This window comes from Nonomuraea thailandensis (genome assembly GCF_024172165.1).
Taxonomy (GTDB): Bacteria; Actinomycetota; Actinomycetes; order Streptosporangiales; family Streptosporangiaceae; genus Nonomuraea; species Nonomuraea thailandensis.
Map to the genome: position 1 here is coordinate 1544961 of NZ_JAMZEB010000002.1, position 15230 is coordinate 1560190.

General features: G+C 71.8%; 14 protein-coding genes. 7 read left to right on the forward strand and 7 right to left on the reverse strand.

Annotated elements, in window-relative coordinates:
- Positions 1–18 precede the first annotated feature (18 nt).
- The 3 genes from HD597_RS11200 to HD597_RS11210 are packed head-to-tail and all read right to left on the reverse strand — an operon-like array spanning position 19 to position 3081.
- Complete coding sequence (locus HD597_RS11200) at positions 19–900, reverse strand: carbohydrate ABC transporter permease (RefSeq protein WP_253741940.1); 882 nt, start codon at positions 898–900, stop codon at positions 19–21.
- Positions 900–1808 (reverse strand): carbohydrate ABC transporter permease, encoded by a 909-nt coding sequence (locus tag HD597_RS11205; RefSeq protein WP_253741941.1) that lies wholly within the window; start codon positions 1806–1808, stop codon positions 900–902. The genes HD597_RS11200 and HD597_RS11205 overlap by 1 nt, the downstream gene beginning before the upstream one ends.
- A 13-nt stretch (positions 1809–1821) precedes the next feature.
- Complete coding sequence (locus HD597_RS11210) at positions 1822–3081, reverse strand: extracellular solute-binding protein (RefSeq protein ID WP_253741942.1); 1260 nt, start codon at positions 3079–3081, stop codon at positions 1822–1824.
- A gap of 277 nt (positions 3082–3358) precedes the next feature.
- On the opposite strand from HD597_RS11210, the gene HD597_RS11215 reads away from it, so the two are divergent.
- The 6 genes from HD597_RS11215 to HD597_RS11240 all read left to right on the forward strand — a co-directional run bounded on the left by HD597_RS11215 (position 3359) and on the right by HD597_RS11240 (position 11252).
- Positions 3359–6466 (forward strand): hypothetical protein, encoded by a 3108-nt coding sequence (locus tag HD597_RS11215; protein ID WP_253741943.1) that lies wholly within the window; start codon positions 3359–3361, stop codon positions 6464–6466.
- A 1-nt stretch (position 6467) separates the two neighbouring features.
- Complete coding sequence (locus HD597_RS11220; RefSeq protein WP_253741944.1) at positions 6468–8321, forward strand: pre-toxin TG domain-containing protein; 1854 nt, start codon at positions 6468–6470, stop codon at positions 8319–8321.
- A 67-nt stretch (positions 8322–8388) separates the two neighbouring features.
- Complete coding sequence (locus tag HD597_RS11225; protein WP_253741945.1) at positions 8389–9351, forward strand: acetylxylan esterase; 963 nt, start codon at positions 8389–8391, stop codon at positions 9349–9351.
- Positions 9352–9451: 100 nt separating this feature from the next.
- The gene (locus tag HD597_RS11230; protein ID WP_080037115.1) at positions 9452–9715 is read left to right on the forward strand and encodes a phosphoribosyl-ATP diphosphatase; all 264 of its coding nucleotides are present in this window, start codon (positions 9452–9454) and stop codon (positions 9713–9715) included.
- A gap of 63 nt (positions 9716–9778) precedes the next feature.
- Positions 9779–10624 carry an ATP phosphoribosyltransferase gene (gene hisG, locus HD597_RS11235; RefSeq protein ID WP_253741946.1) on the forward strand — a complete coding sequence of 282 codons (846 nt, stop codon included), beginning with the start codon at positions 9779–9781 and terminating at the stop codon, positions 10622–10624.
- Between the two features lie 43 nt (positions 10625–10667).
- Positions 10668–11252 carry a carbonic anhydrase gene (locus HD597_RS11240; protein WP_253741947.1) on the forward strand — a complete coding sequence of 195 codons (585 nt, stop codon included), beginning with the start codon at positions 10668–10670 and terminating at the stop codon, positions 11250–11252.
- A gap of 19 nt (positions 11253–11271) precedes the next feature.
- Here HD597_RS11240 and HD597_RS11245 read toward each other — a convergent pair whose 3' ends face one another.
- From HD597_RS11245 to HD597_RS11260, 4 genes are all read right to left on the reverse strand, one after another.
- The gene (locus HD597_RS11245; protein WP_253741948.1) at positions 11272–11541 is read right to left on the reverse strand and encodes an exonuclease/endonuclease/phosphatase family protein; all 270 of its coding nucleotides are present in this window, start codon (positions 11539–11541) and stop codon (positions 11272–11274) included.
- On the reverse strand, positions 11535–11927 hold the full coding sequence (locus HD597_RS11250; RefSeq protein ID WP_253741949.1) for an endonuclease/exonuclease/phosphatase family protein: 393 nt from the start codon (positions 11925–11927) through the stop codon (positions 11535–11537). The genes HD597_RS11245 and HD597_RS11250 overlap by 7 nt, the downstream gene beginning before the upstream one ends.
- Positions 11924–13210, reverse strand: coding sequence for an aminotransferase class V-fold PLP-dependent enzyme (locus HD597_RS11255; RefSeq protein WP_253741950.1), 1287 nt, complete (start codon positions 13208–13210; stop codon positions 11924–11926). Before HD597_RS11255 ends, HD597_RS11250 begins: the two co-directional genes overlap by 4 nt.
- 89 nt (positions 13211–13299) lie before the next feature.
- Positions 13300–14325, reverse strand: a complete 1026-nt coding sequence (locus tag HD597_RS11260; protein WP_253741951.1) for an EAL domain-containing protein — start codon at positions 14323–14325, stop codon at positions 13300–13302.
- Between the two features lie 181 nt (positions 14326–14506).
- Here HD597_RS11260 and HD597_RS11265 point away from each other — a divergent pair, with 181 nt between their 5' ends.
- Entirely contained in the window at positions 14507–15163 is a 657-nt protein-coding gene (locus tag HD597_RS11265; RefSeq protein WP_253741952.1) for an acVLRF1 family peptidyl-tRNA hydrolase, read from the forward strand.
- The last annotated feature ends 67 nt before the right edge of the window (positions 15164–15230 follow it).

The window sequence follows — 15230 nt, forward strand, 5'->3', positions numbered from 1 at the left end:
GCGGGCAGCGCCGTTTCATCAGCCCTTCAGCCCGCTGAGCGCGATGCCCCGGACGAAGTAGCGCTGGAAGATCAGGAAGAAGACGATCGTCGGCACCGACGCCAGCAGCCCGCCCGCCATGATCGCCCCCTGGTGGTCCGGCCCGGCGTAGTACGAGTTCAGCCGGGCCAGCGCGACCGGCAGGTTGGCCATCTCGTCGCTCTGCACGATGATGAGCGGCCACAGGAAGTTGTTCCACTCCGCGAGCACGATGAAGATCGACATCGCGGCGAGCGCCGGACGCAGCAGCGGCAGCACGATCCGCCACCAGATGCGCCACTCCCCGGCGCCGTCCACCCTGGCGGCCTGGATCAGCTCGTCCGGCAGCGACTGCAGGAACTGCACCAGGAAGAACAGCACGAACGCCTTGGCCAGCGCCGGCACGATGTAGCCGGTGTAGCTGTCCAGCCAGCCCAGGTTCCGCATGATCACGTAGTTCGGGATCAGCGTGGTCTGCCAGGGCACCATCATCGAGGCGATGATGAGCAGGAAGACGGTCCTGCGGCCCTTGATGTCGTGCTTGGCGATCACGTACGCGGCCAGCGAGCAGATCAGCAGCGACCCCACGGTGACGGCGCCGGTGATGAAGAGGCTGTTGAACAGGAACCGCCAGAACCCGAAGTCCACCTGGAACCGCTGGAAGATGCCCTGGAGATGGCCGGGGTTGATCCGCTCGGGCGACCACGCGGCGTCGTAGAAGTTGGCCAGGGTGGGCGACTGCGGCACGAACGACGGGGGAGTCCTGGCCAGCTCGGACGGCGGCTTGAAGACCGTGATGAGCAGCCAGTAGAACGGGATCACCATGGTCAGCGACAGCAGGTAGAACGGCAGGCGCAGCAGGTGCCCGTTGAGCCGGGCCATCACAGCTCCTTCAGCGCGCGGCCCAGGCGCAGGTTGACGAGGCTGAGCACGAAGATGATCAGGAAGAGCACCCAGGCGATCGCCGAGGCGTAGCCCAGCTTGAAGTGGGTGAACCCCTGGTCGTAGAGGTAGGGGACGATCATCAGCCCGGAGTCGAGCACGCCGCCGACGTTGTTGGTGCCGCGGAAGACGATGTAGACCGCCTCGAACACCTGGAACGCGCCGATCAGCCCGGTCACGACCACGTACGTGGTGACGGGGCGCAGCAGCGGCAGCGTGATGCGCCGGAAGCGCTGCCAGGCCGAGGCGCCGTCGATCTCGGCCGCCTCGTAGTACTCCCGCGGGATCGAGCCGAGCCCGGCGACGTACAGCACCATGCCGTAGCCCATGCCGCCCCACACCGACATCAGCACCAGGATCGGGATCGTCAGCCCCGGCGTGGCCAGCCAGGCGACGGCCGTGCCGCCGAACCAGCGCGCGATCGTGTTGGCCAGGCCCACGTCGCTGGGGAACAGCACCCACTTCCACATGAGCATGAGCGCGATGGAGGAGGTCACGGACGGCAGGAAGAAGACGGTGCGCAGGATGCGGTGCCCCCATCCCGGGCCGCCGAAGGCCAGCGCCAGCCCCAGTGACAGCAGGGTGCCGAGGAGGACGGACGCCACCACGTACAGGGTCGTGTTGCGCAGCGCGTGCAGGAACCTGGCGTCCTGCGTCAGGTCGCGGAAGTTGTCAAGGCCGGTGAAGGCGGCCGGGTTGATCCCGTCGAACGTGGTGAAGCTCAGGTAGAGCGAGTTGGCCAGCGGCCAGATCAGGAACGCCGCGAACAGCCCCAGGAAGGGCAGCAGCATCGCGTACGAGGTGCCGTAGCGGCGCAGCCTGCTGCGCAGCGGAGCGGCGCTCGCCATGTCGGGACTCCTGTCAGCCGGCATTGCGCTCCATCACCTTGGCGGCCTCGGCCAGCGCCGTCCTGACGTCCGTCCTGCCGAGGATGGCCGACTGCAGGTGCTTGGAGACGTCCGGCGCGCTCTCGTCCCAGCCGGGGCAGCCGGGCGCGGCCCTGCCCGTGCTGAACGCCTGCTCGAACACCCGGGCCTGCTCCGGCGCGAACGACGAGGAGTCCACCACCTTGTCGGGGCGCGGCGGGATGCAGGGCAGGTTCCGCTTCCTGGCCTCCTCCACGATGGCGGCGATGGCCTCGTCGCTGTACATGAACCTCACGAAGTCCGCCCCTGTGCGGGCGTGCCTGCTGAAGGAGGTCACGCCGATCGCGCGCCCGCCGATGAACGTGGTCGGCCCGGCGGGGCCGGCGGGCAGCGTGGTCATCGCCCACTTGCCCTTCAGCTCCGGCTTGTTGACGTCGATGCCCTTGGCGATCCAGTTGCCGCCCACCACGAGCGCGGTGCCGGTGTCGAGCGCGTCGGAGGCCTCCACGCCGGCGGTGGGCGCGCCGTGCTCGCGGTAGAGGTCCACCCAGAACGCCAGCGCCTGCTCGGCCTGCGGGGTGTTCAGCGAGGGCTTGCAGTCAGGCGTGTAGAACGTGCCGCCGGCCTGGTAGAGGTAGTTGAAGTAGCCGATCCAGTCGAGGTTGCCCCAGTCCTGGCTGTACGGCTTGCTCACCCCTGCCGCCTTCAGCTCTCCGATGGCCGCGGTGAGCTCGTCCCACGTCTTCGGCGGGGCGTCGAGACCGGCCTCGGCCAGCAGGTCGGTGCGGTAGTAGAGGGCGAGCGTGGACATGTCCAGCGGCACGCCGTACACCGAGCCGTCGGGCGAGATCGCCGACTCCCACTGCGCGGGCTGGGCCTGCGCCTTGAGCGAATCCAGGCCGTGCTCGCGCAGGTCCACCATGGCGCCGCGGGCGCCGAACTGGATGGTCCACGTCATGCCGCCGGAGATGACGTCGGGGCCGCTGCGGCTGGTGGCCGCCGCCAGGAGCTTGGCGTACGCGTCGTCCCACGACAGGGTCTGCACCTTGACCGTCACGTCCGGGTTCCGCTGGTGGTAGAGGTCGGCCGCCTTCTGGAAGATCGCGGTCTCGTCGTCGCCGCCCGTGGACCAGAAGGACAGGGTCGCGGGCGCGCCGCGATCCGCCTGCTCGGCCGGGGCCTGGCCGCTCGTGGCGCAGGCCGCGCTCACGAGCGCGAGCAGGACCGTGCTGCATGCCGCCGTCGTACGTCGCATGAGGAGCCATCCGATCTCTCGCCGCCTGTTGAGCGGATCACATCACTTAAGCGGGTAAGTGACAACTCCGAGTCATGTAAGTTTCACGGCCTGTCGGAGGGCACGGCTCTGGCATGTGGAGATGCGGTTTTGGCACGATACAGACTCTGTGGGCGAGGTGCTTTCCCGGTTCAGGGGCGTCGCCGGTTAGGGATTTCCCCAGGTCACTCTCGGACGCGCCTGCCCGCCGCGGCCACCTAGCGTGCGGGGCACCTGTCGTCGTCCAGGAGCGTGACGCATGGAACCGCTGTTCCGCCTCGTCCTCGTCCGGCCGCCCGTGAGCCAGGACCCGGCCACCCCCAGCATCGACCTCAGCCAGCCCACCGAGTTCCAGAACGCGCTGGCCGCCGCGGCCGGCTCCGGCGAACCCCGGGAGAACCAGCTCAGGGTCGCCCGCGAGTACATCGGCGGTGACCAGTTCGCCGGCGACACCCGTGCCGCTCCGCTCGGCGACGAGGCGACGGCCTTCAGCGCCCAGGTCGACCAGCTCCTCGACGGCAACCGGGTCAACCGGGAGAACATGATCCAGGCGGTCAAGAAGGCGTTCGGCGCCGATCCCGGCGTGGTCGTGGGCGGCGAGGCGTACAGGACGTCCGTGACCCGGCTGGCCGACAGCATCATCGCGATCAAGTACGTGCCGGAGGAGCACGCCAGGCCGATCGAGGAGCTGACCAACCAGCTCCGCCACCTGACGATCGTCGCGCGGCTGGCCGAGGACAGGAACTTCCCCTCCGGGGCGTCCGCCGTACGCCGAGCCCGCAGGCGCTCGCTGCGCCTGCCGGTGGCGACGAACCTGGGATCGGTGCTGTCCATGTCACGCAAGGAGCGCGAGCGCAGGGAGAAGGACGCCAGGGCGGCGGCCGAACGGCGCCGGCAGGCCGAGGAACTGCTGCAGGCCCACCGGCGGCTGCGCGGAGCGGTGCACGAGCTGGCGACCGTGGGCCGGGGCGAGCAGTTGCAGGCCACGCCGCAGTCGGCGTCGGAGGCCGTCGTGCCCGACTCCGAGTTCGTGCCGACGGCGGAGCTGGCCCGCGCGGTCGCCTTCCAGCGCAAGGTCGCCGAGGCCAACCTGCTCCTGCTGGCCCCGCCGGGAGGCAACGGCCACGTCAAGGCGGCCGAGCCCGAGCCGGCGGTCGGCACGGGCACCACGACACTGGCGGAGAAGCTGCTGGGCACGAGCCCGTCGCTGCTCGCCGGCACGCCCCCGTTCCAGCCGGCCGCGCTCGGCGCGGTCTCGTTCAGGCTCACGGGCGCCGCGGTGGAGAACCTGACGGAGAGCACCAGGACCCTGCTGGCCGACCGGGGCGTGCAGCCCGCCCAGCAGCCCCTCGACCGGATCGTCGAGGGCCTTCAGGTGGAGCTCGACAGGACCGCGCTCAGGCTCGACGAGCTGTTCGGCACGCCGGTCCGGCAGAGCGTCAAGCGGGTCGGGAACGCGCTGGTCAGCATCACCACGCCGCTGCCCTCGCCGTGGACGGAGCTGGCGGTCGGCCTGCACCAGCCCGGCGCGCTCACCCCGATGGCGCCGCAGAGCGTGCCCGCCACGCGCGGCAAGGTCAGCCCGTCCGGCGTCGCGGACCTGCTGCTGGTGCGCCAGCAGCTCGTCGGCTACGAGGCCGCCGACGTGGCGCACATCGAGAACGTCCTCAAGGGCGAGCGCAAGCAGCGCGAGCACACCCGCCGCGAGGAGACCGAGCAGATCACCTTCACCGAGACGGAGGTCGTCACGGCGGAGGAGCGCGAGCTGGAGTCCACCGACCGGTTCGAGATGACCAGGGAGAGCAGCGAGACGATCAAGGAGGACGCGTCGCTGAAGGCCGGGGTGAGCATCTCCGGCAAGTACGGCCCGACCGTCGAGTTCGCCGTCTCCGCCGAGGGGTCGGTCTCGCGCTCGAAGGAGGCGGCCACCAAGTCGGCGGCCTCGTTCTCCCAGGACGTCACCCAGCGCAGCGCCTCCAAGATCGCCGAGCGGGTGCTGGAACGCACCGCGCTGCGGACCACGAACGAGGTCATCGACAAGAACCTGCACGAGCTGAACAACGTGGGCGGCGACGGCAACATCGCCGGCGTGTACCAGTGGGTCAACAAGGTGTACGAGGCGCAGATGTTCAACTACGGCCTGCGCACCATGTTCGAGTTCATGATCCCCGAGCCCGCGGCGTACCTCATCGGGGCGCTGCAGTCGGCGCACGCCAGCGCGGTGCACCTGGTCAAGCCGCCGGACTTCACGCTCAAGCCCAGCGACCTCACGGAGCTGAACTACCCCTACTGGGTGCAGGCCTTCAAGGCCACCGACGTCTCCCCGCCGCCGGAGCTCTACCGGACCAAGTCGCTCGACTTCAAGGCCGGCGGCGGCGACACCAGGACCAACTACAACCACTCCGGCCAGATCACCATCGACGACGGCTACTGCGCCGTGCAGGGGTCCGTCGGCATGGTGGCGAACATGTGGGAGGCCAACCACACGCTCGACGTGGTCGTGGGACGCAGGACCCACCGCTTCGCCGCCGGAGACTGGGTGTGGATCACGTCGCTGGACGAGGAACGCGACTCCGTCCCGGTGGCGCTCGACACCTTCCGGCTCTCGCAGGTGGCGGTCGCCATCGAGGTCAAGTGCCGCCGGACGGACCGGGCCATGGAGAAGTGGCGCCTGGACACCCACGCCAAGCTGACCACCGCCTACCAGGCCAGGGTGGCGGAGTACGAGGAGCGGCTGGCGGCGCTGGAGGCGCAGGCCGGCGTCACCATCCACGGGCGCAACCCGGTCGCCAACCTGGAGCTCATCTCCGACGAGCTGCGCAAGAACTGCATCAGCGTGCTGACCGACCAGCACTTCGACATGTTCGACGCGATCGACGGCGGCGGGCTCGGCGTGGCGGAGATCGACGTGTCGGAGGCCGCCGCGGAGGGCGCGTACGTGCGCTTCTTCGAGCAGGCCTTCGAGTGGGAGCACCTGACCTGGATCGCCTACCCCTACTTCTGGGGCCGCAAGAGCATGTGGGACGACCGGGTGAGCTACGAGGACCCGGACCCGGTGTTCAACCAGTTCCTGCGGGCCGGCTTCTGCCGGGTCGCCGTGCCGGCCAGGCCCGGGTTCGAGGGCGCCATCGACCACTTCATGACGTTCGGCGAGGTGTGGAACGGCGGGCCGCTGCCGCCCATCTCCAGCCCGCTCTACGTGCCGATCGCCGACGAGATCGCCGAGCAGCTCGACCGGCCGGGCCCCGAAGTGCCGCAGGGCGAGCCGTGGCTCGTCCGCATCCCGACGACGCTGGTCAAGCTCAGGGTCGACGGCAGGCTGCCAGCCTGGAAGAAGAACGCCGCCGGCCAGTGGGTCGAAGCCTGACATGGGCCGTGACCTGGCCCCCTACCAGGCCGCGATCGGGCGGGCAGAAGGGCTGCTGCGCCGGCACCTGGCCTCCGGGAGGGCGAGCGCGGACGAGATCGCGAACGTCCGCCGCGCCGCGGAGATCATGAAGGCGCAGCTCGCCGCGAGCCCCGACCACGTGCTGGGCTACGACCGGCGCCCGCCCGACCCGAGGACCGGCCTGAAGGGGCCCGAGCAGTGGACCATCGACTGCCTGCGCAGGGCCTCCGACGAGATCCACCCGGAGCTGGCGAGCGAGCAGGCCCAGCAGGCGTACGTCCGCAAGGAGCAGGAGTACCTGGACCTGGGGCTGCGGCTGGTGACCCAGGTCCGCCTGCGGCAGCAGGCCGTGATCGACCGGCAGAACGGCAGGAGCTACCTGATCCAGGACAACCCGCTGATCCCGCGGATCATGTCGGTGATCGCCTCCGAGCTCATGAGCTGGGTCCGCCGCCGCCCCGTCGATCAGGCGTTCCTGACGCGGCGGGCGGAGTCGGGGCTGGCCGACTTCCTGGCCGAGCGGCCCGACATGGTGGCGTTGCTCCGCCTGGCGCAGACGCTGCCGGCCGACGTGGAGATCAGCGAGATCCCCATCGAACGGCCGGCGGTCGTCGAGGCGGTCGAGCTGGCCATCGGCCTGGTGCCGGTCGTGGGCAACGTGGTGGCGGCCTACGAGGCGTACAGCGGGCGGGACCTGTTCGGCTACCGGCTCAGCGACGTGGAGCGGGGCGTGCTGGCGGCCACGGTGCTGCTGCCGCTGGCCGGACGGCTGGTCAAGGGCGGGCGCGTGCTCTACACCGAGGCGCGCCTGGTCGCCCTGTACGGCCGGGACGCGGCCCAGTGGTCGCGCGCCGTGACCGCCGGCGGCCGCCTGTCGGCCAACTCTCCCGCGGTGCGCGTGGTCGAGCAGGCCGAGGTGGCGCTGCGCGTCGACAAGAAGATCGGCACGGCGGTGGCCAGGGAGGCGGCGCGGGCCCTGCCGCGGGTCGTGCGCGGCCCGGGCGTGGCGGCCATGCCGGAGCAGGCGGTGCTGGATCTGTTCCGCGAGCTGGCCGGCACGCACCGGGCGCTGGCCACGCTGGACGGGCCCGCCATGCTGCGCATCCTGGAGAAGGGGCCGAACGTGGACCACCTCAAGGGCCAGGTGCTGGAGGAGGTGCTGGAGTCGCAGGTCGTGCCGTGGCTCGCTCAGCGGGCCGGATCGTTCGCCCTGGGGCTGCGGACGGGAGGCAGGCCGCTGGAGTTCGTCCCCGGGCATCTCGTGCGGGACCTGTCCGGGCGGCAGATCACCGACGGCATCCTCGGCGTGCGCAACGGGGGAGTGCTGGAGATCCTGGCCGTGTTCGAGGCCAAGGCCGGCCGGCAGGCCGCCCGCGAGCTGAGCGCGGCCAGGGGCGGCCTGTCGGCCCTGAACGACGCCGAACGGGCCGAGCTGCGTGCCTACGCCAAGGACGTGCTGCGCGAGCAGCGCGCCGCCGCCGTGAAAGCCGGCCAGAAGTACACCAGGTCGCTGGACGACGTCCAGAAGGAGATCGCGCTCAGCGAGACCGGCGGCCAGGTCAGGCGGGACATCGAGCGCCTGTCGCCGGGCGGCGGCGCGCGCACGGTGTCGATCAGGATCGGGGAGGAGACGGTGCCCGTCCTGCTGTCGCCGACCCGGACGAAGTTCTTCGGCGTGCTGCCCCGCGACGTCAGGTCCGCGCTCATCGAGAAGGAGCTCGCCGACGCCGGCTTCACCTTCGAGATCATCGGCGTGGACCTGACGCAGCGTGAGCTGGTCACCATCGCGGAGAAGCTGAGACCGATGGCCGCGAAGCTCGCCGCCGGCCCCTGACGGGCTCGTGCCGGGGGCAGCTTACCGCGTACCGTGACGAGCACCCTGCCCCCGGAAGGAGCCCTCCGTGTTCGTCGACCTGCCCCTGCCGCAACTGCGCCAATACCGTCCCGAGCGGGCCGAGCCCGCCGACTTCGACGCGTTCTGGCAGCGGACGCTCGGCGAGGCCCGCGCCCACGACCTCGCCCCCGAGTTCACCCCTGTCCCGAGCGAGCTGACCGTGGCCGACGTGTTCGACGTGACGTTCGCGGGGTTCGGCGGGCACCCGATCAAGGGCTGGCTGCTGCTGCCCCGCCACGTCACGGGGCCGGTGCCGTGCGTGATCGAGTACCAGGGGTACGGCGGCGGGCGCGGGCTGCCGATCGACTGGCTGCTGTGGCCGAGCTTCGGCTACGCCGTGCTCGCCATGGACAGCCGGGGCCAGGGAGCCGGCGGGTGGCGGCGCGGCGACACCGCCGACCCCTACCCCGGCACGGGGCCGCAGACGCCCGGCGTCATGACCAGCGGCGTCCACGACCCCCACGCCTACTACTACCGGCGGCTCTACACCGACGCCGTACGCGCGGTCGAGGCCGCCAGGGCGCATCCGGGGATCGGGGAGATCGCGGTCGGCGGCGCCAGCCAGGGCGGGGCGATCGCGCTGGCCGTGTCGGCGCTGGCGCCCGGCCTGGCCTGCGCGCTGGTGGACGTGCCGTTCATGTGCCACATCAGGCACGCCACGCAGATCACGCCCGAGCACCCGTACGCGGAGCTCGCGGCCTACTGCCGGGCGTTCAAGGACCAGGTGGAGCGGGTCTTCGAGACGCTGGCCTACTTCGACGGGATGAACTTCGCCGCCAGGGCCCGCACGCCCGCGCTGTTCTCCGTGGGGCTGCAGGACGGGATCACGCCGCCGTCCACGGTGTTCGCCGCCTACAACCACTACGCGGGGGACAAGGACATCAGGGTGTACCCGTACAACGGGCACGAGGGCGGCGAGTCGGCGCACGTCATGGAGCGGGTGACCAGGGCGAAGAAGGCGCTGGGGTGAACAGTGGATGGCGCCGTCTCGCGTGGCGGACGCGGGGCGGCGTCACCCCATGACGCAGACTAGGCTTAACAGGCACGTCATCCGACCGACGAGAGAGACCATGAAGACCTTCGAAGAGCTGTTCGCCGAGCTGTCAGAGAAGGCCACCACCCGGCCCGCGGGCTCGGGCACCGTGGCCGCGCTCGACGCCGGCGTCCATGCCATCGGCAAGAAGGTCGTCGAGGAGGCCGCCGAGAGCTGGATGGCCGCCGAGTACGAGTCAGACGACAGGGCCGCGGAGGAGATCTCCCAGCTCCTCTACCACGTGCAGGTGCTGATGATCGCCAAAGGCATCGGCCTCGACCAGGTCTACAAGCATCTCTAGGGCGCCGCGCGCGCCCGCCACCAGGAGATAGCGGAAGGCAGACACACGTAAGGACCTGAAGACATGCTGCGTCTGGCAGTACCGAACAAGGGCTCGCTCAGCGAGGCCGCCCAGGCCATGCTCAAGGAGGCCGGCTACCGGTCACGCAGGGACAGCAAGGAGCTCGTCGTCGTCGACGACGCCAACGGCTGGGAGCTGTTCTTCCTGCGGCCCCGCGACATCGCGGTCTACGTCGGCGAGGGCACCCTCGACGTGGGCATCACCGGCAGGGACATGCTGATCGACTCCGGCGCGCCGGTCGAGGAGATCATGTCGCTCGGCTTCGGCGCCTCCACCTTCCGGCTGGCCGCCGCAGCCGGGACGATGGGGTCGGTGCACGACCTCAACGGCAGGCGCATCGCCACCTCCTACGCCGGCCTGCTCGACAAGTACCTCTCCGACCAGGGCGTCGACGCCCGCGTGATCAAGCTCGACGGGGCCGTCGAGACGGCCATCAGGCTCGGCGTGGCCGACGCCGTGGCCGACGTCGTCGAGACCGGCACCACGCTGCGCAACGTCGGCCTGGAGGTGTTCGGCGACCCGATCATGAAGTCGGAGGCCGTGCTGATCAAGCGGCACAGCGGGCCCGACACACCGGGTGTCGGCCAGCTCGTCCGCCGCTTCCAGGGCGTCGTGCAGGCCCGCGACTTCGTCATGATGGACTACGACATCCGCGCCGAGCGCATCGAGGAGGCCATCACCCTGACGCCCGGCATGGAGGGCCCCACGGTCTCTCCGCTGCACCGCGAGGGCTGGGTCGCCGTGCGCGCCATGGTCCGGCGCAAGGGTCACCAGCAGGTGATGGATCAGCTGTGGGACATCGGCGCAAGGGCCATCCTGGTCACCGACATCTACGCCTGCCGCCTGTGAGATCTGCCCGCTAGGTCACGGGGCCGGCGGGCATATCGCAGCCGTGCGTAACGAAGCGGTCGCCTGGCGTGGTTGTGCCAGGCAGATGTGGTCCTTACTCGAACAGGGCAACCGGCGCTGGGCGGCGGGCAAGTCCGCCCACCCGCACCAGGACCCGCGACGCCGGAGGCAGGTCGCCTCCGGGCAGCAGCCCCGGGCGGTCGTGCTGTCGTGCATCGACTCCCGGGTGCCGCCCGAGGTGGTCTTCGACGTCGGCCTCGGCGACCTGCTGGTCGTCCGCACCGCCGCCCACACCCTCGACTCCCTCGTCACGGCCGCCGTCCAGTACGGCCCGCAGGACCTGCGGGCCAGCCTCGTCGTCGTCCTGGGCCACCAGCGCTGCGGCGCGGTCACGGCGGCCGCCCGGGCGTTACGCAGGCGGGTCGTCCTGCCCGGTGAGCTGCCCGCCATCGTCGCGGCGCTCGAACCCGCCTACGCCACCTCCAACGGCCGGGTCGAGCCCATGGTCCACGCCCACATCCGCCGGACCGTCTCGCACCTGAGAGCCGACCCCCTCCTGCACGGCAGCGCCACCGTCATCGGCGCCTACTACAGCCTGGACACGGGGCTGGTGAGCCGCGTGAGCTGACACGTCCCGGGCACGAGAATCAGTAGCGCAGCTCCGCCAGCACACCGTAGTGGTCGGAGGCGGGCTCGGGGCCGTCACCGACCACCTCGCAGCGCACCGGGTGCCCGGCGCCGCCCGCCCTCGGCCAGGCGCTCAGCACGTAGTCGAAGCGCCGGTCGGGATACAGGGCGGGCCGGGCCCACGGGTTGGCGTTGCTCCACGTGTGGCCGGGGCCGCCGTCGCCGGCGACCTCCCACGCGTCGTAGAAGACCAGCCCCGGCACCGAGGTGGCGCTGCGCCCGGTCAGCATCCGCGGTAGGCCCCGATCATCACGCTGAGCACCTGTAACGGCCCGCGCGGCCCGTCCAGCTCGCAGAACAGCGCGCGGCCCGGCAGCACGCCGCCCTTCTCCCGCGGCGGCGGCCCGCCCGGCAGCGGCCGGTCCTCCTGCCGGACGACCGGCCAGCGGGACAGCACGGCGACCGGCGCCTGCGCCGGGCCGGCCGCGACGTGCTCGTAGCCGAGCCGCTGGCCCGCCCACTCCTGTAACGCCACCACGTCGGGCGCCAGGCCGCGCACCACTTTCTCGATGCGCCCCGCCCGCTGGGCGTACGGGCCCTCCTCGCCCCACACGTTCCAGGTCAGCACGCGCACGCCGGTCCCGATCAGCGGCCCGTATGGCTCCTGCCAGGTCATCCCAGCCCCTCCACCGCCTTGACCGCCTGATCCACCTGCTCGGGGCTGGTCACGATACTCGTGCCGAAGCGCAGCAGCGAGGGGTTGTACGGAGTCACGCTCGTGATCACCTTGCGCTCCCGCAGCCGCTCCACCGCCTCGAACGGCTCCATGCCGGCCACCGAGCAGCACACCAGCCCCGCCGACAGCTCGGGCGCCCGCGGCGTGGCGAGCCTGACGTGCGGGATCTCGGCCAGGCCCGCCTTCAGCCGGGTGGCCAGCTCCTGGGTGCGCGCCCGCACCCGGTCCTTGCCGATCGCCGTCATGAACGCGAACGCCTGCGGCATCGCCCACCGGTGCTCGAACGCCTTGTACCCGCCCGGCGTGACCAGCTCCGCCGTGGTGGCGCCGGGGGATCCGCCGTTCTGCCAGGCGGCGAAGGCGGCCTGACTGAAGCTGGGCACGATCGGGGCCACCGCGTCCCAGGCGCGGCCCCACACGATGCCGGTGCCGCGCGGCCCGAACAGCCATTTGTGCGTGCCGCTGGCCAGGAAGTCGCAGCCCAGGTCCGCCACGCCGTCGGCCATCGCGCCGAACCCGTGCACCCCGTCCACGCACAGCAGCGCCCTGTCGTGCGCGGCGCGGCCCCTGTTCGCCTCGGCCAGCATGTCGGCGATCGCCCGGACCGGCACACGCACGCCGGTGCTGGAGTGCACCCAGGTGACCGCGACCACGCGGGTGCGCGGGCCGAGGCCGTCCTTGATCGCCGAGACCATGCGGTCGGCCGAGGCGCGGGCCGGGTCGTCGTACAGCTTGACCCTGCGCACCTTCGCGCCCGTGCGTCCCGCCAGCAGCCGCAGGCCCTCGTGGGTGGCCAGGAAGTCGTGCTCGGTGGTCAGCACGTCCTGGCCGGGGCGCAGGACCAGGCCGGAGTAGAGCAGCGCCAGGCCCATCGTGGTGCTGTCGGTCAGCGCGATCGCGCCCGGCTCCGCGCCCAGGTAGCGGGCGGCGGCCTCGCGTACGGCCTGGTCGGGGGAGGCGCCGCCGGGCGGCGTGTAGTCGGGGTCGGCGTCCAGCGCGTCGCGGTGCGTCCTGATCGCCTCCCGTACCTGCGCCGGCGCGGGGGCCAGGACGAACGCGGCGAACTGCCCGTACGCCGGGTCCAGCGCGAACTGGGAGCGCACCGACGCCCAGTCGGCCGGGTCGAAGCCTCTGGGCGGCGGAGATGCGGCGGTGCACGCCGACGCCCCGACCGGCACGCCGGCGAGCAGGCCGGCGCCGAGCAGGGCACGTCTGTTCAGCATGCTCTGCTTCCTACCCGCCGGCGTCCGTTCGGCATGCGGATTTTCCCTGCCCGCGCCTGCTCGGAACGCGGGGTCCCGGCTCGCCGGGGTCAGCCTCTGAGCGCGGAGACCTGCCTGATCAGGTCGGAGACGCGGACGATGCCCAGGCAGCGGTTCAGCTCGTCGGTGACCACCAGGTCGTCGTAGACGCGGGCCGCGTCCCTGCCCGCCGCCTGCATGGCGGCGATGGCCGGAGTGGTGCGCGGCACCGTGCGCGGCGGGTCGGCCAGCCGCTGCGCCGGCTTCTGCCCGTGCAGCGCGTGCCCGTAGCGGGCCGCGAACGACAGCAGGAACCGGCTGCGGTCCAGGCTGCCCCTGGGCCGCTGGAACTCGTCCACCAGGATCACGCTGGTGATCGTCGGCTCGTGCCCGAACGCCGCCACGGCCTCCTCCGCCTTCGCCTCCACCGGCAGCGTCACGGCCGGCAACAGCAGCTCCTGCACGCGGGGGCCGAGCATGACCGAGGCGGGGGACTCGTCGGCGACCGGCAGCGGCACCCGTACCTTGCCGTCGGGGCCCGGCGCCAGCAGCGGGCCGTGCGCCAGACGCACGCCCAGACCGCGGACCGTGGCCACCTGCGCCTCGCGCTCCACGCCCGGCGCCATGACGTGGGCGCCGATGCCGCGGGCCAGCGTCACCACCGCCCGCGCCACCGCGATCGCCCGGTGGTCGCCCGGGATGCGCGCCACCACTTCCGGGTCGAGGGCCAGCAGGTACGGGGAGGAGTCGGTGATCAGGTCCAGGGCCGCGCCCCCGCTGCCCACGTCGCCGAAGCCGAGCAGGTAACCGATCGTGCGCAGGCCGTCGAGGCCCACCTTGAGCAGCGGCCTGTCCTGCTCGTGGCACGGTCCAGTGAGCAGCAGGATCGCCTCGCGCGGATGCCTGCCCGCCCTTCTCAGCGCCTCGTGCAGGGGCGCCAGGGCACCCGCGCCCGACAGCACCACCCGAATGGGCAGTTCGAGCACCATGGGCAACGGCGCGGCCCGGAGGGCGCCGTTGGGGTCCACGATGGCGGGGTGCGCGATGACGGCCCCGGTGTCGAGATCCACCATGGGACTCGTGAGCAGGGAGGACACGTACAGATGGTGCTCCTGCCACAGCGGCATCAGAAGCCCCGCGAAACAAAATTTACCGACATTTCCGCTTTGGTTCCCGCGTGCGTGGCGCCCGGCGCGAGGTGCGGGGTGCCGGGTGCGGAGCGGCCTGCGTGCCGGGGACGCGTGGGGAGTTCGGGCGGGGTCCGCTAGCCTGCGGGTCATGAGCGCGCGTCCGGCGAGGGGCGGCGGGCGGTGGGTCACCGTGCCGCCGGAGCGCCTGCATCCGTGGATCGACGGGTTCGCCGAGCGTCACGGGCCCTTCTCGGCGAGCGGGGACGAGCGGGTCGTGCGGCTGCTGGCCGATGACGGGGCGGTGGCCGAGCTGCACGTGCCGTTCCCGCCCATGACACCGCCGGGGCCGCCGCACGTGACCGGACTCGTCGCGCACGCCGGTAGGGAGCGGCGGGTCGGGGTGTTCCTGGTGCGGCTCGGCGGGTACGCGGCGGGGATCTTCCACGGTGGCTCGCTGGTGGCGTCCAAGGTGGGGTCGCGGCTGGTGCAGGGGCGCACGGCGGCCGGCGGGTGGTCGCAGCAGCGCTTCGCCAGGCGGCGCAGGAACCAGGCGGCCCAGGCGTTCGACGACGCGGTGGAGACGGCGGTGCGGGTGCTGACGCCGTACCTGGGCGAGTTGGACGGGGTCGTGCTCGGCGGCGATCGCAGGGCGATGGACGCGCTGCGGCCCGACCGGCGGCTGGCGCCGCTGCTGGCGCTGGAGACCGAGCCCTTCCTGGTGGTGCCGGACCCGCGCCTGGCGGTGCTGCGCGACACGCCCGCCCTGTTCAGGGCGGTCCGCGTGCGCATCGTCGACCCCGCCTGAGACCATCTCCCGGAACCGCCCGGAACCGCCCGGAACCGCCCCAACCGCCCCGGGCGCTCACGCGGAA